General features: G+C 71.9%; 16 protein-coding genes and 2 pseudogenes. 9 read left to right on the top strand and 9 right to left on the bottom strand.

The window, feature by feature from the left end:
- Positions 1–850 precede the first annotated feature (850 nt).
- Positions 851–2209, top strand: coding sequence for a 4-aminobutyrate--2-oxoglutarate transaminase (gabT, locus tag FM076_RS24490; protein WP_173873083.1), 1359 nt, complete (start codon positions 851–853; stop codon positions 2207–2209).
- Positions 2210–2801: 592 nt separating this feature from the next.
- The gene (locus tag FM076_RS24485; RefSeq protein ID WP_173873082.1) at positions 2802–3452 is read left to right on the top strand and encodes a phosphatase PAP2 family protein; all 651 of its coding nucleotides are present in this window, start codon (positions 2802–2804) and stop codon (positions 3450–3452) included.
- Positions 3453–3557: 105 nt separating this feature from the next.
- Here the strand turns inward: FM076_RS24485 and FM076_RS24480 are convergent, their stop codons facing one another.
- From FM076_RS24480 to FM076_RS24450, 8 genes and pseudogenes are all read right to left on the bottom strand, one after another.
- A complete protein-coding gene (locus tag FM076_RS24480; protein ID WP_173873081.1) occupies positions 3558–4988 on the bottom strand; it encodes an NAD(P)/FAD-dependent oxidoreductase in 1431 nt (476 codons plus the stop codon).
- A gap of 64 nt (positions 4989–5052) precedes the next feature.
- Positions 5053–5937: an ABC transporter permease gene (locus FM076_RS24475; protein ID WP_345945201.1), complete on the bottom strand. Its 885-nt coding sequence runs from the start codon at positions 5935–5937 to the stop codon at positions 5053–5055.
- The gene (locus tag FM076_RS24470) at positions 5937–6896 is read right to left on the bottom strand and encodes an ABC transporter permease subunit (protein WP_173873080.1); all 960 of its coding nucleotides are present in this window, start codon (positions 6894–6896) and stop codon (positions 5937–5939) included. The genes FM076_RS24475 and FM076_RS24470 overlap by 1 nt, the downstream gene beginning before the upstream one ends.
- Complete coding sequence (locus FM076_RS35370; RefSeq protein ID WP_428815170.1) at positions 6893–7534, bottom strand: TOBE domain-containing protein; 642 nt, start codon at positions 7532–7534, stop codon at positions 6893–6895. The genes FM076_RS24470 and FM076_RS35370 overlap by 4 nt, the downstream gene beginning before the upstream one ends.
- A gap of 195 nt (positions 7535–7729) precedes the next feature.
- Positions 7730–8062 (bottom strand): annotated as a pseudogene (locus FM076_RS35365) (ABC transporter ATP-binding protein); the annotation flags it as partial.
- 256 nt (positions 8063–8318) lie between these two features.
- Entirely contained in the window at positions 8319–9560 is a 1242-nt protein-coding gene (locus FM076_RS24460) for a polyamine ABC transporter substrate-binding protein (protein ID WP_173873078.1), read from the bottom strand.
- A gap of 41 nt (positions 9561–9601) precedes the next feature.
- Positions 9602–11125 (bottom strand): gamma-aminobutyraldehyde dehydrogenase, encoded by a 1524-nt coding sequence (locus FM076_RS24455; RefSeq protein ID WP_173873077.1) that lies wholly within the window; start codon positions 11123–11125, stop codon positions 9602–9604.
- A 345-nt stretch (positions 11126–11470) separates the two neighbouring features.
- Complete coding sequence (locus FM076_RS24450) at positions 11471–12184, bottom strand: DUF4190 domain-containing protein (protein ID WP_173873076.1); 714 nt, start codon at positions 12182–12184, stop codon at positions 11471–11473.
- Positions 12185–12377: 193 nt separating this feature from the next.
- On the opposite strand from FM076_RS24450, the gene FM076_RS24445 reads away from it, so the two are divergent.
- From FM076_RS24445 to FM076_RS24435, 3 genes are all read left to right on the top strand, one after another.
- Complete coding sequence (locus tag FM076_RS24445; protein WP_173873075.1) at positions 12378–13415, top strand: adenosine deaminase; 1038 nt, start codon at positions 12378–12380, stop codon at positions 13413–13415.
- A complete protein-coding gene (locus FM076_RS24440) occupies positions 13412–14137 on the top strand; it encodes a glycerophosphodiester phosphodiesterase (protein ID WP_173873074.1) in 726 nt (241 codons plus the stop codon). The genes FM076_RS24445 and FM076_RS24440 overlap by 4 nt, the downstream gene beginning before the upstream one ends.
- A gap of 73 nt (positions 14138–14210) precedes the next feature.
- A complete protein-coding gene (locus FM076_RS24435) occupies positions 14211–14597 on the top strand; it encodes a zinc-ribbon domain-containing protein (protein ID WP_173873073.1) in 387 nt (128 codons plus the stop codon).
- Between the two features lie 203 nt (positions 14598–14800).
- On the opposite strand, the gene FM076_RS24430 is transcribed toward FM076_RS24435, so the two are convergent.
- Positions 14801–16234 (bottom strand): aminobutyraldehyde dehydrogenase, encoded by a 1434-nt coding sequence (locus FM076_RS24430; RefSeq protein ID WP_173873072.1) that lies wholly within the window; start codon positions 16232–16234, stop codon positions 14801–14803.
- A gap of 171 nt (positions 16235–16405) precedes the next feature.
- On the opposite strand from FM076_RS24430, the gene FM076_RS24425 reads away from it, so the two are divergent.
- From FM076_RS24425 to FM076_RS24410, 4 genes and pseudogenes are all read left to right on the top strand, one after another.
- The gene (locus FM076_RS24425) at positions 16406–16891 is read left to right on the top strand and encodes an Lrp/AsnC ligand binding domain-containing protein (RefSeq protein WP_173873071.1); all 486 of its coding nucleotides are present in this window, start codon (positions 16406–16408) and stop codon (positions 16889–16891) included.
- A complete protein-coding gene (locus FM076_RS24420; protein ID WP_173873070.1) occupies positions 16876–18282 on the top strand; it encodes an aspartate aminotransferase family protein in 1407 nt (468 codons plus the stop codon). The genes FM076_RS24425 and FM076_RS24420 overlap by 16 nt, the downstream gene beginning before the upstream one ends.
- Positions 18283–18479: 197 nt before the next feature.
- Positions 18480–19256, top strand: a complete 777-nt coding sequence (locus FM076_RS24415) for an ABC transporter ATP-binding protein (RefSeq protein ID WP_173873069.1) — start codon at positions 18480–18482, stop codon at positions 19254–19256.
- A pseudogene (locus FM076_RS24410) lies at positions 19238–19911 on the top strand (hypothetical protein); the annotation flags it as partial. The gene FM076_RS24415 and the pseudogene FM076_RS24410, both read left to right, overlap by 19 nt.

The raw sequence follows: 19911 nt of genomic DNA, 5'->3' as shown, positions 1-19911 counted from the left end.
CGCCGGCGGTGGGGGGACAGCCGGTGGCGGGGGCGTGGCGGGCACCGCGGGCCGTGCCCGTGGAATGTCGGCGGGGGCGGGAGCGCTCGGCGCCGGGGGGCGGGCGGCGGGGAGGCCGCCGCTCTCGGGCTGCGGCGTGGCGCCCCGCCATACGTGGGCGGAGCCGTCCGGAGTGCCCGTGCCCTGCCTCCGGTGGGGAAGCCCCATGTCCATGTGCTGCCTCAGCTCCCTGACGCCCCGACGTGCCGGCCTGCCGTGGCTGGCACCCTCAGGCACCAATCTAGCGGCCGGTCACGTCAGTTGGTCCACGCCCGCGAACCGGCGTCCATGGCGAGGGGGCCTTTCCCGCCGCGCCGCCGACGCCATGGCCTCGCTCCTCGCTCCTCCCCGCACACCGCCATTCCCCGCACACCGCCATGGGCAACGGCCCCTCTGCTCCCACCGCACCGCCAGCGCCATGGCTTCACTCCCCCACCGCACTGCCGGGGTCACTCTTCCCGGTGCACCGCCACCGCCACGGCCTCATCCCTCCCGCCGCACCACCGGCGCCGTGGCCTCCCTCTCCCGGTACGCCACCGGCACCGCGACCTCACTCCTCCCCGCACACCGCCGTGGGCCGTGTCCTCACTCCTCCCACCGCACCACCGCCACCATGGCCCCACTCCTCCCCGCGCCCCATCGAGGCCATGGCCTCACTCCCCGTTTGTGACTCCCGTCCGAACCGCCAGGCGGCTATGTCCGTGGTGGCCAACGGGCGGTCCGCAGTTCTCCGGAGCGGAGCATGTGTCGCCCGGTGTGGTGCCCCTAGCCTGCGAGGTACCAGACCCCCGTTCCTCCCGAGGAGTGCGCTATGACCGCGAAGAGTGAACTGTCCGGAGGGCCCACCCTCCCCCAGGAGCGGCGTGTCGTCACCGCCATTCCGGGGCCGAAGTCGCAGGAGCTGATGGCGCGCAAGCAGGCCGCGGTCGCCGACGGCATCGGGACGGTGCTGCCCGTCTTCGCGCGGCGCGCGGGCGGTGGCGTGCTGGAGGACGTGGACGGCAACTCGTTCATCGACCTCGGTTCGGGTATCGCCGTGACCTCCGTGGGCAACAGCGCCGAGGCCGTGGTCCGGCGGGCGACGGAGCAGCTGAACGACTTCACCCACACCTGTGCGATGGTCACGCCGTACGAGCCGTATGTCCAGGTCTGCGAGGAGCTGGCCGAGCTGACGCCGGGTGACCACGCGAAGAAGAGCGCGCTGTTCAACTCGGGTGCGGAGGCGGTGGAGAACGCCGTCAAGATCGCCCGTGCGCACACGGGCCGTCAGGCCGTCGTGGTCTTCGACCACGGCTACCACGGCCGCACCAACCTGACGATGGCGCTCACCTCGAAGAACATGCCGTACAAGCACGGTTTCGGCCCGTTCGCGCCCGAGGTGTACCGCGTTCCGGTCGCCTACCCCTACCGCTGGCTGACCGGCCCGGAGAACTGCGCCGAGGAGGCCGCGGCCCAGGCGATCGACCAGATCACCAAGCAGGTCGGCGCGGACAACGTCGCGGCGATCATCATCGAGCCGGTGCTGGGCGAGGGCGGGTTCATCGTGCCGGCCAAGGGTTTCCTGCCGCGGATCCAGCAGTTCGCGCGGGACAACGGCATCGTGTTCGTCGCGGACGAGATCCAGTCGGGTTTCTGCCGGACGGGCCAGTGGTTCGCCTGTGAGGACGAGGGGCTGGTGCCGGATCTGATCACCACCGCGAAGGGCATCGCGGGCGGTCTGCCGCTGGCGGCCGTCACGGGCCGCGCGGAGATCATGGACTCGGCGCACAGCGGCGGCCTGGGCGGCACCTACGGCGGCAACCCGGTCGCGTGCGCGGCGGCACTCGGTGCCATCGAGACCGCGCGCGAGCTGGATCTGCCGGCCAGGGCCCGGCGCATCGAGGAGGTCATGAAGCCGCGGCTGGAGAAGATGGCGGAGCGGTTCGACGTGATCGGTGAGGTGCGCGGGCGCGGTGCCATGCTCGCCATCGAGCTGGTGAAGCCCGGCGGCAAGGAGCCCAACCCGGAGGCCACGGCCGCCCTGGCCAAGGCGTGCCACCAGCAGGGCCTGCTCATCCTGACGACCGGCACCTACGGCAACGTGGTCCGCTTCCTGCCGCCGCTGGTCATCGGTGAGGACCTGCTCAACGAGGGGCTGGGCATCCTGGAGGACGCGCTCGCGAGCCTGTGACGGGCGGCACGCGGACACCGCCACGGGCTGAGACCGTCACGGCCCGACTGTACGGGCGTGGGCGGCCCCACCGTACGGGCTCTGGCAGCCCCACCGTACGGGCGTGGGCGGCCCGCCCGTACGGGCCCCGACGGCCCGCGTGAGCAACCTGCGGAGTGCGGGCGTTCCGGCGCCCGCACTCCGTCGTTTACGGGCCCGGCCGGCCCGGTACCGTGGTGCTTCCGACGCCATGGGCGGGCCGTTCCCGGCCTGCCCGCGAGGGCGGGCCGTTCGCGCCGTGCGGGTGCGGTGACCAGCAGGGGAGCGCTACTGGTGAAGAATCTGTGCGGGGCCGATGTCCGGTGCGTGATCCATCTGTCGGGCCCGGTCGTCCTGCCGTACGGTTCTTGCAGTCGCCAGGCGGTACGGAGTGCCACCTCCGCCGCTCTGGCCCGAGCCGGTCTCTCCCCAAGACAGGCCCGGTCGTGCCCTCGCGCACGTTGCTCACCGATCGGATGACCGCTTGTCCCACACCCCCCGGGGCCTGCGGAAGCCCGGTCGAGTCGGCCGCCCTGGAACTGTCCCCCCGGTTCCCGGGCGGCCAGCCACGTCCATGACCGAATCCGGTCCCTCCTCCCCGCGTTTCTCCCTGCCGCCGGCGCTGGCCGGCTGCGTGTGCGGGATCGTCTTCGCGCTGTGCTCCTGGCAGGTCCTCGTGCGCGGTCCTCTCTTCCGCTGGGACGAGGACCTGGGGGACGCCATGCGCGCGGCCGCTCCCCCGCGTGCCCTGGCCGAGGTGCTGGCCGATCTCGGCAACATGCCGGTGGCGCTGCCGTCGCTGTCGGCCGCCATGGCGCTGTCCCTGCTGCTGACCCGCGGTCGCGGCTGGTGGCCGGTGCTGTGCTACGCGGTGGCCATGGGCGTGCTGGCGCCGGTCGTGACGGGGGTGAAGCTGTGGACCGACCGCGTGGGGCCGCTGGGCGGCGGCGGGTACTTCCCGTCGGGGCACGCGGCCACCACCGCGGTGGCGTTCGGCGGGGCGCTGCTCCTCCTGTCCGGGCTGCTGTCGAGCGCGGTCCGGGCGGTGGCGTGGGCGCTCGTCGCTTCGCTGACCGTCGGGAACGGGCTCGGCCTGGTGTGGCGCGGCTACCACTGGCCGCTGGACGTGGCCGCGAGCTGGTGCCTCGGTGTGCTGCTGCTCAGCTGGGCCGCCGTGGCCGCCCGCCGTCCGCCACGACGCCCAAGGCGGCGGCAGGCCGGCTGAGGGGGCCGGTCGCCGCCCCTCGCGGCGGTCAGCCATCCCTCGCGGTAGTCAGCCGCCCTCACGGCGGTCAGCCCCCGCGCGGCGGTCAGCCACCCCGCGCGGCGGTCAGCTGTCGAAGCCCATGCCCACCTTGTCCATCGCCTTCAGCCACAGGTTGCGGCGTCCGCCCTGGGCGTCCGAACGGGCCAGGGACCACTGGGTGAGGCCGATCCCGGCCCAGCGCACTGGCTCGGGCGGGAAGGGGAGCGGCTTCTTGCGCACCATCTCCAGTGCGGTGCGTTCGGTCCGCTCGCCCGCGAGGAGGTCGAGCATCACCTCCGCGCCGAAGCGGGTGGCGCCCACGCCGAGACCGGTGTATCCGGCCGCGTAGGCGACGCGCCCGTCCATGGCCGTGCCGAAGAACGGGGAGAAGCGCGAGCAGGTGTCGATGGCCCCGCCCCAGCTGTGGGTGAAACGGAGGCCCTCCAGTTGGGGGAAGCAGCGGAAGAAGTGCCGGGCGAGTCTGGCGAAGGTCTCGGGGCGCTGGTGGTACTCGCGGGAGATCCTGCTGCCGTAGTGGTACAGGACGTCGTAGCCGCCCCACAGGATGCGGTTGCCGGCGGTGAGGCGGAAGTAGTGGAAGTGGTTGGCGCTGTCGCTGAGGCCCTGCCGGTTGTGCCAGCCGATCGCGGCGCGCTGTTCCCCGGTGAGCGGCTCGGTCATCAGGGCGTAGTCGTAGACGGGGACGACGTAGGGCCGCACCCGGCGCAGCAGGGAGGGGAAGGCGTTGGTGCCGAGGGCGATGTGCCGGGCGCGGACGCGGCCGTAGGGGGTGGCGACCGCGAGGTGGGCCCCGCGGGCGCCGAGACGGGTGGCCGGGGTGTGCTCCCAGACGCGTACGCCCGCCCGCTCGCAAGCCCGTTTGAGGCCCCAGGCGAGGCGGGCGGGGTTGAGCATGGCCACGCCGGTGCGGTCCCACAGTCCGGCGAGGAAGGTGGGGGAGTCGGCCTCGGCCCGTACCGCGTCCCGGTCGAGGAAGGTGAGGTCCTCGTCCATGCCCAGGGCACGCGCCTCGTGCGCGTACTCCCGTAGTTCGGCCACTTGGTGGGGTGCGGTGGCGACGTTGATCTCGCCGGTGCGTTCGAAGTCGCAGGCGATGCCGTAGCGCGAGACGGCGTCCTCGATGGCGTCGAGGTTGCGCCGTCCCAGCCGCTCCAGGGTGACGATCTCGTCGGGCCAGCGGGTGAGCCCGTTGCCGAAGCCGTGGGTGAGGGAGGCGGCGCAGAAGCCGCCGTTGCGGCCGGAGGCGGCCCATCCGACCTCTTCCCCCTCGATCAGGACGACGTCCCGCCCGGGGTCGCGTTCCTTGGCGAGCAGGGCCGTCCACAGGCCGCTGTAGCCGCCGCCGACCACGAGCAGGTCGCAGCTCTCGTCGCCGACGAGGGCCGGGCGGGGTGCGGGACGGTGGTCGGGGTCGTCCAGCCAGAACGGGACGGGCCGGGCGTCGGCGAGAGAGCGGAGGGCAGCATGGCGGTCCACGGCATCGCTCACGGTCATCGGCTCCTTGGGTCTCTTACGGGGTTCGCGGGGGCCGGCGGCCGGGGGACCGGACCGGCCGGGCTCATGCCCTCCTGCGGCGGTTGGCCGTCAGCTGACCGCCGAGCACCAGGGCGACGGCCAGCACGAACATCGCCGAGCCGATGACGTTGACCTGCACCGGCACGCCGCGCTGTGCCGCACCCCAGACGAACATGGGGAAGGTGACCGTCGAGGGGCCCGCGTTGAACTGGGTGATGATGAAGTCGTCGAACGAGAGGGCGAAGCTGAGCATCGCGCCTGCGGCGATCCCGGGCGCGGCGAGCGGCAGTGTGACGCGCCAGAAGGTCTGGAAAGGGCCGGCGTACAGGTCGCGTGCGGCTTCCTCCAGGCGGGGGTCCATGCTCATCACCCGCGCCTTGACCGCGACCACGACGAAGCTCAGACAGAACATCACATGTGCGATCAGAATGGTGATGAAGCCGAACTGGATGCGCATGTTGAGGAACAGGGTGCCGAGGGATGCGGCCATCACCACCTCGGGCATGGCCATCGGCAGGAAGATCAGCGCGTTGGTGGTGCTCTTGCCGCGGAAGCGGTAGCGGGCCAGGGCGAAGGCGGCGAACGTACCGAACGCCGTGGCGATCAGCGTCGCCAGTACCGCGATCTGCAGGCTGAGCCGGAGGGAGCCGCACATGTCGGCGACGCCGCAGGGGTCCGTCCAGGCGTCGGTGGAGAAGGCGCGCCAGGAGTAGTTGAAACGCCCCGCCGGCTTGTTGAAGGAGAACAGCAGGACGACGAGGTTCGGCAGGAGCAGGTACGCCAGGGCCGCGCACCCCGCCAGGACGACGGCGTTCCGCCGCAGCCGGCGCAGCGGCGAGCGGGACCGGCGCGGCGGGCCCGACGGGCGCGGCGTGCCGGACGGACGGGAGGAGCGGGCCGCGACGGGGCCGGTGGTGGTGCTCGGCATCAGACCAGCTCCTCCGTCCCGGCCTTGCGCATATAGACGCTGACCATGACGAGGATGAGCGCCATCAGGAGGAAGGACATCGCCGCCGCCGTCGGGTAGTCGAGGACGTTGAGGAACTGCTTCTGGATGGCGTTGCCGATCATCTGCTCGTTCGGCGAGCCCAGCAGCTGGGCGTTGATGTAGTCGCCGGACGCCGGGATGAAGGTGAGCAGGGTTCCGGCCACCACGCCGGGCAGCGAGAGAGGGAAGGTCACCTTCCGGAACGTGGTGGAGGGCTTGGCGTACAGATCGCGGGCCGCCTCGTGCAGCGAGGTGTCGATCCGCTCCAGCGAGCTGTAGAGCGGCAGGATCATGAACGGCAGGAAGTTGTAGGTGAGTCCGCAGACCACGGCCAGCGGAGTGGCCAGCAGCCGTTCGTCGCCGGTCAGCCCCAGCAGGCTCGTCGCGTCGAGGACGTGCAGGGACTTCAGGGCGCCGACGACCGGGCCGCCGTCCGACAGGATCGTCTTCCAGGCGAGCGTGCGGATCAGGAAGCTGGTGAAGAACGGGGCGATGACCATGACCAGCACGAGGTTGCGCCACCGTCCCGCGCGGAAGGCGATCATGTAGGCGAGCGGGTAGCCGATGACCAGGCACAGCGCTGTCGCGGTGGCCGCGTAGCCGAAGGAGCGGACGAAGTGCGCGCCGTAGGTCTCCAGCGCGTCGGTGTAGTGGGAGAACTCCCAGGTGACGCGGAAGCCCTCCTCCAGCGAACCGCTCTGCACGGAGGTGGACGCCTGGTAGAAGAGCGGGGCGACGAAGAAGACGGCGAGCCAGAGCCCGGCGGGCAGCAGCAGCCAGTACGGGGTCAGCCCGCGCCGGGAGCGCCCGTCTCCGGCGCCGCCGGCGGGGTCCGCTGGCGCCTCGGCCGGGCCGGGCGCGGGGCTGGAGGATCCGGTGAGGGGGGCCGCAGTGGTCACAGGGCCTCCTCCCCCGCCGCCGCGTCCTGTGCCGCGTCCAGGGCGAAGGTGTGGGAGGGCCGCCAGTGCAGGACGACCCTGGCGCCGGGGACGAGCCTGTCGTCCCGCTCCACGTTCTGTGCGTAGACCGTCAGTTCGGGGCAGGCGGGGGTCTCGACGAGGTACTGCCAGGAGACGCCGAGGTAGCTGGCGTCCGTGATGCGGCCGGTGAGCCGGTTGTGGCCCGCTGGCACGGTACCGGCCTCGTCGGCGTGGGTGAGGGAGATCTTCTCCGGACGCACGCCGACCAGCACCTTCGTCCCGGCCTCCGCCCCCTCGACGGCGCAGCGGGCCGACGGCAGTCGCAGCGCGGCCTCACCATCACCACCGACGCCGGCACCAGCACCGGAGCCGGCACCGGCACCGGCACCCGAGCCCGTGCCCGTGCCAGTGCCCGCACCAGCGGACGCGGAGGCATCCGCGCCGGCCGTCTTCACCCGTATCCCGGCGTCCGTCCCGGCGGAGGTGCCCTCCTCGGGAGGGAGCACCTCCGCCTCGATGAGGTTCGAGGTGCCCAGGAAGTTCGCCACGAAGGTGGAGCGCGGGTTCTCGTACAGCTCAGCGGGCGGGCCGAGCTGTTCGACGCGGCCCTGGTACATCACGGCCACGCTGTCGGCCATCGTCATGGCCTCCTCCTGGTCGTGGGTGACGTGGACGAAGGTGATGCCGACCTCCGTCTGGATGCGCTTGAGTTCGAGCTGCATCTGCCGGCGCAGCTTGAGGTCGAGCGCGCCCAGCGGCTCGTCCAGGAGCAGTACGCGGGGGCGGTTGATGAGCGCCCGGGCGAGGGCCACGCGCTGCTGCTGTCCGCCGGAGAGCTGACGCGGCTTGCGGCGGGCCATGGCGCCCAGCTGCACCAGCTCCAGCATCTCCTCGACCTGCTTGCGGACGGAGCGGACGCCGCGGCGCCGCAGCCCGAAGGCCACGTTCTCGGCGACGTCCAGATGCGGGAAGAGCGCGTAGTTCTGGAAGACGGTGTTGACGGGGCGCTTGTGGGGCGGCAGGCGGGTGATGTCGTCGTCACCGAGCAGGATGCTGCCGGCGGTCGGCTCCTCCAGCCCGGCGATCATGCGGAGCGTGGTGGTCTTGCCGCAGCCGGAGGCTCCCAGCAGGGCGAAGAAGGAGCCCTCGGGGATGGTGAGGTCGAGCGGGTGGACGGCGGTGAAGTCACCGAAGCGCTTGCTGATACCGGAAAGAGTGATGGTCATGGCCGGTCCTCGGGGATGAGGGGGCCGGTCCCGGCAGCACGCCCACACCAGGGCGGGGCGGCGAGGCCGGGAGGAGGCCCGACGAGCGGAGGCGGACAAGGGGCGCCCGAAGCGGCGGTCCTGACCCGTGCGGGCCACGGGCTCCGGGACCGTCCGACGAGGGGCGGTGCCGGGCTCAGGCCCCGATCAGCGTGGAGAACTTCTCCTCGTACCGGGCCTGCTCCTTGGCGGTCATCGGCCGGAAGTTCCTGCCCTTCTCGATCATGCGCTGGTCGGGGAAGACCAGCGGCTCCTCGGCCAGGTCCTTGTCGATCTTCTCCATCTCGGCCCTGGCCCCGGAGACCGGGCAGATGTAGTTGACCCACGCGGCCAGCTCGGCGGCCACCTCGGGCCGGTAGTAGTAGTCGATGAGGGCCTCGGCGTTGCTCCGGTGGCGGGCCTTGGCAGGCACCAGCAGGTCGTCGGTGCCGAAGAGGTAGCCGCGCTCGGGAACCGCGAACTCCACGTCCTCGTTGTCGAGCTGGAGCTGCACGATGTCCCCGGCCCAGGCCAGGCAGGCGGCGATGTCACCGGAGTTGAGTTCGTCCAGGTAGTCGTTGCCGCTGAAGCGGCGCAGCTGCTTGCGGTCCACGGCCTTCTGGATGCGGGCGATAGCCGCGTCGAACTCGTCGTCGGAGAAGTGCTCGGAGTCGGCTCCCATGTCGAGCATGGTCAGACCGATGGTGTCGGTCATCTCGGTCAGCATGGATATCCGGCCCTTGAGGGACTCGTCCTCCAGCAGCTGGGTGACGCTGGTGACCTTCTTCCCCTTGGTGGCCTTCTTGTTGTAGGCGACGATGCAGGCGGTGCCCGCCCACGGGTAGCTGTACTGGCGGCCCGGATCGTGTGCGGCGGCGCGGAAGCGGTCCTCCAGATGGGTGACCGCGTGCGGCAGGTTGGCCGGGTCGAGGCGCTGCGCCCAGCCCTGCCGGATGACACGGCCCGCCATCCAGTCGGAGAGGCAGACCAGGTCGCGCCCGGTGTCCTGGCCGGCGGCGAGCTGCGGCTTGATCTTGCCGTAGAACTCGTTGTTGTCGTTGATGTCCTCGACGTACTTGACGCGGATGCCGGACTCGCGCTGGAACCGGTCGAGGGTGGGGTGCTTCTTCTTGTTCTTCTCGTCGACGTCGAGGTACAGCGGCCAGTTGGCGAAGTTGAGGACCTTCTCCTTCTTGGAGTGGTCGGGGGTGTCCGAGGGGCCGGTGCCGCCCTTGCTGCCGGCGGCGGGCGGGATGCCGCAGGCGGCGAGTGCCGACCCGGCCGCGGCGAGGGAGGCGGCACGCAGCAGCCGGCGCCGGGACATCGCGGCGCGCCCGGTGGTCAGGCCGCGCTCCCACGCCTTGGCGACGGGTTCCGGCAGGCCTTCGTACAGGTCCATGGGGGACCGCCTTCCTGAGGAGGAGGGGAAAGGCAGGGGCGTCAGCGGTCGCCGAAGACCGTGCGGTGCCAGTCCTTCCGCACGGCGCCCGTCGTCTCCGACATGACGTGCTTGATCTGGGTGTACTCCTCGAAGGAGTAGGCGGACATGTCCTTGCCGTAGCCGGAGGCCTTGTAGCCGCCGTGCGGCATCTCGCTGATGATCGGGATGTGGTCGTTGAGCCACACGCAGCCGGCCTGGATCTCGCGGGCGGCCCGTCCGGTGCGGAAGACCGACCGGCTCCAGGCGGAGGCGGCGAGCCCGTAGGGGGTGTCGTTGGCCAGTGCGATGCCCTCGTCGTCGGTGTCGAACGGGAGGACGGCGAGCACGGGGCCGAAGATCTCCTGCTGGACGACCTCGCTGTCCTGCGGGGCCCCGGTGATGAGGGTGGGCCGGGAGTACGCGCCCTCGGCGAGGTCCCCGCCGGGGGCCTCGCCGCCGGTGACGACGGTCGCGTAACGGCGGGCGCGGTCCACGAAGCCGGCGACCCGGTCGCGCTGCGCGTGCGAGATCAGCGGCCCGAGGTCCGTGCCGTCGGCGAACGGGTCACCGACGCGTACCTGGCCCATCAGGTCGGCGACGGCGGCGACGAACGCCTCGTAGAGCGGGCGCTGCACATAGGCGCGGGTCGCCGCGGTGCAGTCCTGGCCGGTGTTGATCAGCGCGCCCGCGACGGCACCGTGCGCGGCGGCCTCCAGGTCCGCGTCGTCGAACACCAGGAAGGGGGCTTTGCCGCCCAGCTCCAGGTGGAGCCGTTTGGCGGGCCGGGAGGCGGTGGTGGCGATCTCCGCGACGCGCCTGCCGACCGCGGTGGACCCGGTGAAGGAGGTCATGGCGACATCGGGGTGGGCGACAAGTGCCTCGCCCGCGTCGTGTCCGGCCCCCGTGACGATGTTGATGACGCCGTCGGGAATGCCCGCCTCCCGCGCGGCCTGGGCGAACATCAGCGAGGTGAGCGGGGTCAGCTCGGAGGGCTTGAGGACGACGGTGTTGCCCGCCGCGACGGCCGGGAGGATCTTCCACGCCGCCATCTGGAGCGGGTAGTTCCAGGGGGCGATGGAGCCGATGACGCCGAGCGGTTCGCGGCGGACGGCGGAGGTGTGGCCGCCGCTGTACTCGGCCGCCGCCGCGCCGGTCAGGTGGCGGGCCGCGCCCGCGAAGAAGGCGACGTTGTCGAACGATCCGGGTACGTCGAACTCGGCCGACAGCTTGAGGGGCTTGCCGCACTGGAGCGACTCGGCGAAGACGAACTCGCCGGTCAGCTCGGTCAGCCGGGCGGCCCAGCGGTGCATGGCCTCGGAGCGCTCCGCCGGGGTCGCGCGGGCCCACCCGGGGAAGGCCTCGCGCGCCGCCCGGACGGCCGCCTCGATGTCGGCGGGCCCGGCCAGCTCGTAGGTGTGCACGTCATGGCCTGTCGCCGGGTCGACGACCGTGTGCGAGCGCCCCGAGGTGCCGGGCGCGAGCCGCCCCGCGATGTACTGGGCACCCGCGGCGAACCGTTCGGACACATCGAAGCGCTGAACCATCGGGGACTCCTGACCACTACGGCGTGCGGCGGACTCGGCGGCCCGGCCGAACGGCGGAGTACATCATCCGAGAGCACGGAGCCCTGTGATGCGAACCGTTGCACGGGCCGCTGTTGGCAGCCGATCCTGACAGGGGTTCGACCATCCAACAAGGGATTCCGTAGTCATCTTTTGATTACGCCACGGAATCGATACTCCGCCTGTTCCCGTACCTGGCGTCCGGGGAGGCCCGGCACACAAGCGCCCCGGCCCCCGCCTTCGCGAAAGAGGCGGAGGATGAAGGGGCAGAGCGACGGGGGATGGGGAATCAGGGATGAGGAGGGACGGAACCGCTCCCGCGTCCGGCTAGCCCCGCGCCACGGGTGGGGGAAGGGAGCCGGAGGGGGCGGGAGAGACGGAGGAGAGCGTCAGCGCCACCGGCGCCCGTCCGCCCCCCGCGTTGTAGGAGTCGCCTCCGCCGCCGCTGCCCGGATCGCCGTCGTCACCATCGTCCGACCAGACGGTCAGGCCGAGCACCAGCAGCGTGCTCACGATCACCGACAGGGCGAGCCCGACGATGCCCAGCACGAACCCGGCCGTCGCCTGGGGACGGCCGCCCAGCTCTCCCCGGTCCACCGCGCGGCGGGCGCTGACGCCCAGGCAGAGCGCGACGGTGGAGGACAGCACACTGAGGAAGCTGCCCCAGCAGGTGAGGATGAGCACGACACTGGCGATGCCGACGACCATGGCGGCGATGGACCGGCCCGCCGGGAGGGGCGGCCCCTGCCACCCGTACCCGTACGGCGAGTACGCCCCGGCGCCGCCACCCGGAGCGGCCGGGCCCGCCGGGCCGTAACCGCCGACGTGGGCCCCGCCGTAGGCCCCGTACCCAGCGGCGCCGTAGGGCCCAGGCGCGCCGTACCCGGTCTGCGCCCCCTGGCCGGGATGGCCGGGGTGGCCGCCCTGTCCACCGGGAACCCCTCCATGGGCGGAACCCTGTGCCGTGCCGTACGCACGGCCGGGTCCGTCCGGTGCGAGCGGTATCGGAGGCGGCTGTTCGTCCCCTGCCCCGTGGTCCATCGTGCCCCCTCTCGTCCCCTCCCGTTCCTTGTGCCCATGCTATGCGCCGCCCCGGACAGCGCCTTCCTCCGGACCGGCGGTCCGGAGGAAGGCGCTGTCCGGCAGACCCGCGGGCCGGCTTGCCCCTCGCGGTCCCGGGGGAGCCGGAGCGTGCCTACGATGATCCGGTCCCTCAAGGAGCCGGAGGCACCTCTTGTCCGATTCTTCCGATCTCACGGCCTTTATCGCAGGACTGCCCAAGGCCGAGCTGCACGTCCACCACGTCGGCTCCGCCTCGCCCCGCATCGTCGCGGAACTGGCGGCACGCCACCCGGAGGCGGGCGTCCCGGCGGACCCCGAGGCGCTCGCGGAGTACTTCACGTTCACCGACTTCGCGCACTTCATCAAGGTGTACCTGTCCGTGGTGAGCCTCATCCGGGACGCCGAGGACGTGCGCCTGCTCACCTACGAGATCGCCCGCGACATGGCACGGCAGTCGATCCGTTACGCGGAGCTGACCGTCACGCCCTACAGCTCGGTGCGGCGCGGCATCCCGGACGTGGCCTTCCTGGAGGCGATCGAGGACGCCCGGCGGACCGCCGAACGGGAGCTGGGCGTGGTGCTGCGCTGGACGTTCGACATCCCCGGGGAGGCGGGGCTGGAGTCGGCGGAGGAGACCACCCGGATCGCCACCGAGCTGACCCCGGACGGGCTGGTCTCCTTCGGTCTGGGCGGTCCCGAGATCGGCGTCCCCCGGCCCCAGTTCAAGCCGTACTTCGACCGGGCGCTGGCCCTCGGGCTGCACAGCGTGCCGCACGCGGGCGAGACGACCGGCCCGGAGACGATCTGGGACGCCCTCACCTCGCTGCGCGCCGAGCGCATCGGGCACGGCACCAGCGCGGTGAGGGACCCGAGGCTGCTGGAGCACCTGGCCGAGAACCGGATCCCGCTGGAGGTCTGCCCCACCTCCAACGTCGCCACCCGCGCCGTGGAGGACCTGGAGAGCCACCCGATCACGGAGATGGTCAAGGCGGGCGTCCTGGTCACGGTCAACAGCGACGACCCCCCGATGTTCGGCACCGATCTGAACACCGAGTACGCGATCGCCGCGCGGCTGCTGGGACTGGACGCCCCCGGTGTCGCCGCGCTCGCCAGGAACGCGGTGCAGGTCTCCTTCCTGGACGACGCGGGCAAGGCCCGGCTGTGCGAGGAGATCGACTCCTACCTCGCCGCCTGGCAGCGTCCCGCGTGACCGGGCGGGCGGGGCGGCGGCGGGTGGCCGCCGTCGCCCACCGGGGCGCGCCCTTCCTGGCGCGGGAGAACACGCTGCCCTCCTTCCGTGCCGCGATCGCGGCGGGCGCCGACGCCGTGGAACTGGACGTCCGGCTCACCCGCGACGGCGTCCCCGTCGTCCTGCACGACCGCACCCTGGAGCGGCTGTGGGGCCATCAGGCCGCCGTCGCCGCGCTGTCCGGGCAGGAGCTGGCGTCCCTGGCACCCGGTGTGCCCACACTGACCGACGCGCTGGCGGCCACCCGGGCGGTCCGTACACTGATCGACCTTTCCGAACCGGCGGCCGTACGGGCCACTGCCGCGGCGGTGCGCGAGGCCGGCGCGGCGGACCGCGTGTACTACTGCGGCGGCCCGGAGGCGATGCGGCGCATACGCGCGGCCGAGCCGGACGCGGAGGTGGCCCTCTCCTGGGACCGCGCGGCCCCGGTGCGGCCGACGCTGCTGGAGGAGGTGCGGCCCCGCTGGCTCAACTACGGCTTCGGGCTGCTCACCCCGCAACTGGTGGCCCGCGCCCACGCGGACGGGCGGCTGGTCTCCGCGTGGACGGCCGACCGGATGCGCACCATGCGGCGGCTCATCGCGATGGGCGTCGACTCGATCACCACCAACCACATCGAACGGCTCGTCCGCGAACTCGACGCCACGGGCGGGCGCCAGGGTTGGAGCAGGGCTGTTACGTGAACCGGCTTACCGGCAAAGCCCGCCGGGTGATTGGCTGCGGAGAGCACCGACGCACTCCTGGAGGGAGCCCGCCGTGATCATCTTCGGCACCAGCAGCAAGCTCGTCCAGCTGGCCATGCTGAACCTGCTCTGCGGTTTCTGCGGCAACCCGGCCGCACATCCGCTGCGCAAGCGGGTCACCAAGTTCTCGCTGTTCTTCATCCCGCTGTTCCCCATCGCGCCCGCGCGGTACTCGATCCAGTGCACCTTCTGCGGCGCGCAGACCGAGGTGCCCAAGGACGCGGCGGAGCAGATGCTGGCCCAGGGCGGCGCGCCCGGACCGCAGCAGGGCATGGGCGGCCCGCAGCAGACGGGCGCCCCGAGCGGCAACCCCTTCGCCGCCCGGAACCCGTACGCGCACAACCCGGCCACCCAGCAGCCGCAGCAGCCGCAGCAGCCGCGGAACCCGTACCAGTCCTGAGCCGGGCACCGCGCCCGCGTCCCCCGGCGTCCTCGTACGACGGTGCCGTACGAGGACGCGGCAGGGGAGACCGGCCTGTGGCGCCGGCGGCTGCGCACGGCGAAGGGCCCGCGTCCCTCCCGGCAGATTCCAGGACGCGGGCCCTCGTCACGCGGCCGGGAGCGCGCCAGGCGCCGAGGCGGCGACCGTCCTGGCCGGGCGGCTCACAGCGCGGTCATCACGTGCTTGACCCGCGTGTAGTCCTCCAGGCCGTACATCGACAGGTCCTTGCCGTAGCCGGACTTCTTGAAGCCGCCGTGCGGCATCTCGGCGACCAGCGGGATGTGGGTGTTGATCCACACGCAGCCGAAGTCGAGCGCCTTGGACATACGCATGGCGGTGCCGTGGTCGGTCGTCCACACGGACGACGCCAGCGCGTACTCCACGTCGTTGGCCCACGCGACGGCCTGCGCCTCGTCGGTGAACTTCTGGACGGTGATGACGGGGCCGAAGACCTCGTTCTGGATGATCTCGTCGTCCTGCTTGAGGCCGGAGACCACGGTGGGCGCGTAGAAGTAGCCCTTCTCGCCGACGCGCTCGCCGCCCGTCTCGACCTTGGCGTGGGCCGGGAGGCGGTTGATGAACCCCTCGACCTTCTCCAGGTGGGTGGGGTTGTTGAGCGGGCCGTAGAAGCAGTCCTCGTCGCTCAGATCGCCGGTCTTGACCTCGGCGGCGGCCTTGGCGAGCGCCTGGACGAACTCGTCGTGGACGCCCTCCTGGACGAGCACGCGGGTGGCCGCGGTGCAGTCCTGGCCGGCGTTGAAGAAGCCGCCGTCGCGGATGCCCTCGACGGCCGCCGGGATGTCCGCGTCGTCGAAGACCACGCAGGGCGCCTTGCCGCCCAGCTCCAGGTGGACCCGCTTGAGGTCCTTGGCTCCGCTGGCGGCGACCTCCATGCCCGCCCGTACCGAACCGGTGATCGAGGCCATGGCGGGGGTCTTGTGCTCGACGAGCAGCCGGCCGGTGTCCCGGTCGCCGCACACGACGTTGAAGACGCCCTTGGGCAGGATCCCGCCCATCACCTCGGCCAGGAAGACGGTGGAGGCGGGGGTGGTGTCCGAGGGCTTGAGCACCACGGTGTTGCCCGCGGCCAGCGCCGGGGCGAACTTCCACACGGCCATCATCGCCGGGTAGTTCCAGGGGGCGACCTGGGCGCAGACGCCGACCGGCTCGCGCCGCACGAAGGAGGTGAGGCCCTCCATGTACTCGCCGGCCGCCTTGCCGTCGAGCATGCGGGCCGCGCCCGCGAAGAAGCGGATCTGGTCGAGCATCATCGGCAGCTCCTCCTGCCGGGTCAGCTCCAGGGGCTTGCCGCAGTTCTCGCACTCGGCGGCCAGCAGCTCGTCGGCGCGCGCCTCCAGCGCGTCGGCGATCTTGAGGAGGGCCTGCTGGCGGGTGCCTGGCGTCGCGTCGCGCCAGGCCGGGAAGGCGGCCTCGGCGGCGGCCATCGCGGCGTCGACGTCGGCGGCACCGGACAGCGGCGCCGTCGCGTACGCCTCACCCGTCGCCGGGTTGACCACCTCGGTGGTCCGGCCGTCAGCGGCGTCCCTGAACTCTCCGTCGATGTAGTTGCGCAGTCGACGCAGCTCGGTGGTCACTTGGCACCCCTCCTGCTCCGTTGTCCATTGGGTGAGATGGCCAGCCTAACCGGCCGAGCCACGTTTTCGATACGCCCAACCCTGTTGAACAACGGAATCAGTTTTCATTCGACCTGATCACTGCGGATTACATCGCTCACGGGTTGCGGGACGGAGGATGTCTCATGCACAGTGGCACCTGTGGCTCGCGACTCGAAGAAAACGGGCGGCTCCTCCCTGGACGCCGTGTCCCTGGCGATCATCGAACAGCTCCAAGAGGACGGACGGCGGCCCTACGCCGCCATCGGCAAGGCCGTGGGCCTGTCGGAGGCGGCCGTGCGGCAGCGCGTCCAGAAGCTCCAGGAACAGGGCGTCATGCAGATCGTCGCCGTGACCGATCCGCTCACCGTCGGCTTCATGCGCCAGGCGATGCTCGGCGTCACGGTCGACGGCGACGTCGAACCGGTCGCCGACGCGCTCGCGGAGATCGACGAGGTCGACTACGTCGTGATCGCGGCGGGCTCGTTCGACCTGCTGGTCGAGATCGTGTGCCACGACGACGACCACCTCCTCGAACTGATCAACAAGCGCATCCGGACCCTGCCGGGCGTGCGGTCGACGGAGAGCTTCGTCTACCTCAAGCTGCGCAAGCAGACCTACACATGGGGAACGCGATAACAGTGAGTAAGGACAGTCAGGCCAACCAGGGGAGCAAGGACCTCTCCCGCACCGCCAACGACCACCTGTGGATGCACTTCACCCGCATGTCGTCGTACCAGAACGCGCCGGTCCCGACGATCGCCCGCGGCGAGGGCGTCCACATCTACGACACCGACGGCAAGCGCTACCTCGACGGCCTGGCCGGACTGTTCGTCGTCCAGGCGGGGCACGGCCGCGCCGAGCTGGCCGAGGCGGCCAACAAGCAGGCCCAGGACCTCGCCTTCTTCCCCATCTGGTCCTACGCGCACCCCAAGGCAATCGAGCTGGCCGAGCGGCTCGCCGCCTACGCACCCGGTGACCTGAACAAGGTCTTCTTCACCACGGGCGGCGGCGAGGCCGTCGAGACGGCGTGGAAGCTGGCCAAGCAGTACCACAAGCTGACCGGCAACCCGATGAAGCACAAGGTGATCTCGCGGGCCGTCGCCTACCACGGCACCCCGCAGGGCGCCCTGTCCATCACCGGCCTGCCCGCTCTCAAGGCGCCCTTCGAGCCGCTGGTGCCCGGCGCGCACAAGGTGCCCAACACCAACATCTACCGCGCCCCGATCCACGGCGACGACCCGGAGGCCTTCGGCCGCTGGGCCGCCGACCAGATCGAGCAGCAGATCCTCTTCGAGGGCCCGGAGACGGTCGCCGCGGTCTTCCTGGAGCCCGTGCAGAACGCCGGCGGCTGCTTCCCGCCGCCGCCCGGCTACTTCCAGCGGGTCCGCGAGATCTGCGACCAGTACGACGTCCTGCTCGTCTCCGACGAGGTCATCTGCGCCTTCGGCCGGCTGGGCACCTTCTTCGCCTGCGACAAGTTCGGCTACGTGCCGGACATCATCACCTGCGCCAAGGGCATGACCTCCGGCTACTCCCCGATAGGCGCCGCCATCGTCTCCGACCGCCTCGCCGAGCCGTTCTACAAGGGCGACAACACCTTCCTGCACGGCTACACCTTCGGCGGCCACCCGGTCTCCTCGGCGGTGGCGCTGGCCAACCTCGACATCTTCGAGCGCGAGGGCCTCAACCAGCACGTGCTCGACAACGAGGCGAACTTCTTCACCACCCTGAAGAAGCTGCACGACCTGCCCATCGTCGGCGACGTGCGCGGCAACGGCTTCTTCTACGGCATCGAACTCGTCAAGGACAAGGCCACCAAGGAGACGTTCACGGACGAGGAGTCCGAGCGCGTCCTGTACGGCTTCCTGTCCAAGGCGCTCTTCGACAACGGCCTCTACTGCCGCGCCGACGACCGGGGCGACCCGGTCATCCAGCTCGCGCCGCCGCTGATCTCCGACCAGAAGGTCTTCGACGAGGCCGAGCAGATCCTGCGCTCCGTGCTCACCGAGGCGTGGACGAAGCTGTAGGACGGACGAAGCCGCGGGACGGACGAAGCCGTAGGACGACGGGACGGTCCGCGGGGCTGCGTGCTGCGAGCACCCGCACGGCTGTCCGGAGCACCTCACCGGGATGGCGGGGGCATCGGTTAAGTGACCGAAGCCCCCGCCTCTCGTTTCACCCTCCAGAGGGAGCGACGGCTCGCGATGTTGAGTGAGGTGCTCATATGACCGCCCCGCCGGACGACGTGCTCTGGGCGCGCGGACTGCACTACACCTACGACGGATCGCCCGCGCTGCAGGGCGTCTCCTTCGGTGTCCGGGAAGGCGAGATCGTCGCCGTCACAGGCGCGCGCGGCAGTGGGAAGACCACACTGCTGCGCTGCCTGTCCGGACAGGAGCTGCCCGAGCGCGGCGAGGTCTGGTTCAACAGCGCGCCCGTGCACACGCTCGGACGCGCGGCCCGCGAGCGGCTGCGGCTGCGCCGGTTCGGCTGGATCGACAGCAGCCCCCGCCTCGTGCCGGAGCTGACCGTCTGGGAGAACGCGGCACTGCCGCTGCTCCTGCAAGGCACCGGTTACCGGACGGCCCGCAAGACCGCGTGCGCCTGGCTGGCCCGGCTGGACGTCGGCGACTGCGCGCGCAAGCGGCCCGCCGTACTGCGCCAGGCCGAACGGCAGCGGGTGGCCGTCGCACGGGCCCTGGCCCACTCCCCCGACGTCCTCTTCGCCGACGAGCCCACAGCACCGCTGCACCGCACCGACCGCGCCCAGGTGCTGCGCGCCCTGAGCGCCGCCGCCCGCTCGCACGGCATCACTGTCGTCCTGGCCACCCACGACTTCGCGCCGACCCCGGCGGCACGGACGGCGGACGAGACCGGCGCCGCCCTGGCGGACCGGATCGTCACGCTGACCGACGGGCGCCGCTCACGCGCCCCCGCCCCCGAGGTGGAGCCCGCACCCACGGGACCGGAAGGCGCGGCAGCGTGCTCACTCTCCGTCTGACCCTGGCCGCGCCACCCCTGGCGCTCCTGCTCCGCCTGCTGCTCCTGTGCGCCTCGGCAGGCGTCGGCCTCCTGCTGCTCAACGCCCTCTCGCACGCCCTGGAGCATCCCCGGCATCCGCAAGCCGCGCTGGTCGAACTGGCGTGGTGCCTGGCCCCGCTCGCGGTCACCGCCCACCTGGCCGCTGCCCTGGCGCGTACGGAGCCGTGCGCCAGGGCCCGCTCGGGGCTGGACGCCGCCGGACTGGGGCCCGCGCGCCTCCCCCTGCTGGCCGCCCTCACCGCCGCCGCCCCCTGTGCGCTGGGCGGCGCCTCGGCGCTGCTGGTGACGGCGGGCGCACACGGGGGGCCACGCGACGGCGGGGCACCCCGGCTGGCACTGCCCGGCGTCTCCGCCCAGCTGCCACTGCCCGGTCACCCGATGCCGCTGCCGGCCGCGCTGACGCTGCTGAGCGCGGTACCACTGCTGGCCGCCGTCGCCGCCGCCTGGGGCACGAGGGCGGACGCGGCCTCCACCCCCGGCGGCCCTGGGCGCGGGCGGGGCGGCACCGGGACGCCCGTGCTGGTGGCCGCCGTCCTCCTGACCACGGCGGGACTGCTGCTGGCCGGCTACGCGGCGCACCGCTCGCCGGACGCCGCACAGGCCGGTCCGGTGCG

The organism is Streptomyces albus subsp. chlorinus (assembly GCF_013302895.1).
Lineage (GTDB): Bacteria > Actinomycetota > Actinomycetes > Streptomycetales > Streptomycetaceae > Streptomyces > Streptomyces chlorinus.
The sequence above is the reverse complement of the archived record's forward strand: the minus strand, read 5'-3'. Positions and strand labels throughout refer to the sequence as shown.

What these genes read in the sequence shown, in the direction of transcription:
- FM076_RS24455 (WP_173873077.1), bottom strand. Translation starts at nt 11,125, where the DNA reads ATGGTTCAGCGCTTCGATGTGTCCGAACGGTTCGCCGCGGGTGCCCAG.
- gabT (WP_173873083.1), top strand. Translation starts at nt 851, where the DNA reads ATGACCGCGAAGAGTGAACTGTCCGGAGGGCCCACCCTCCCCCAGGAG.
- FM076_RS24485 (WP_173873082.1), top strand. Translation starts at nt 2,802, where the DNA reads ATGACCGAATCCGGTCCCTCCTCCCCGCGTTTCTCCCTGCCGCCGGCG.
- FM076_RS24420 (WP_173873070.1), top strand. Translation starts at nt 16,876, where the DNA reads ATGGGGAACGCGATAACAGTGAGTAAGGACAGTCAGGCCAACCAGGGG.
- FM076_RS35370 (WP_428815170.1), bottom strand. Translation starts at nt 7,534, where the DNA reads ATGTACCAGGGCCGCGTCGAACAGCTCGGCCCGCCCGCTGAGCTGTAC.
- FM076_RS24460 (WP_173873078.1), bottom strand. Translation starts at nt 9,560, where the DNA reads ATGGACCTGTACGAAGGCCTGCCGGAACCCGTCGCCAAGGCGTGGGAG.
- FM076_RS24415 (WP_173873069.1), top strand. Translation starts at nt 18,480, where the DNA reads ATGACCGCCCCGCCGGACGACGTGCTCTGGGCGCGCGGACTGCACTAC.
- FM076_RS24475 (WP_345945201.1), bottom strand. Translation starts at nt 5,937, where the DNA reads ATGCCGAGCACCACCACCGGCCCCGTCGCGGCCCGCTCCTCCCGTCCG.
- FM076_RS24480 (WP_173873081.1), bottom strand. Translation starts at nt 4,988, where the DNA reads ATGACCGTGAGCGATGCCGTGGACCGCCATGCTGCCCTCCGCTCTCTC.
- FM076_RS24450 (WP_173873076.1), bottom strand. Translation starts at nt 12,184, where the DNA reads ATGGACCACGGGGCAGGGGACGAACAGCCGCCTCCGATACCGCTCGCA.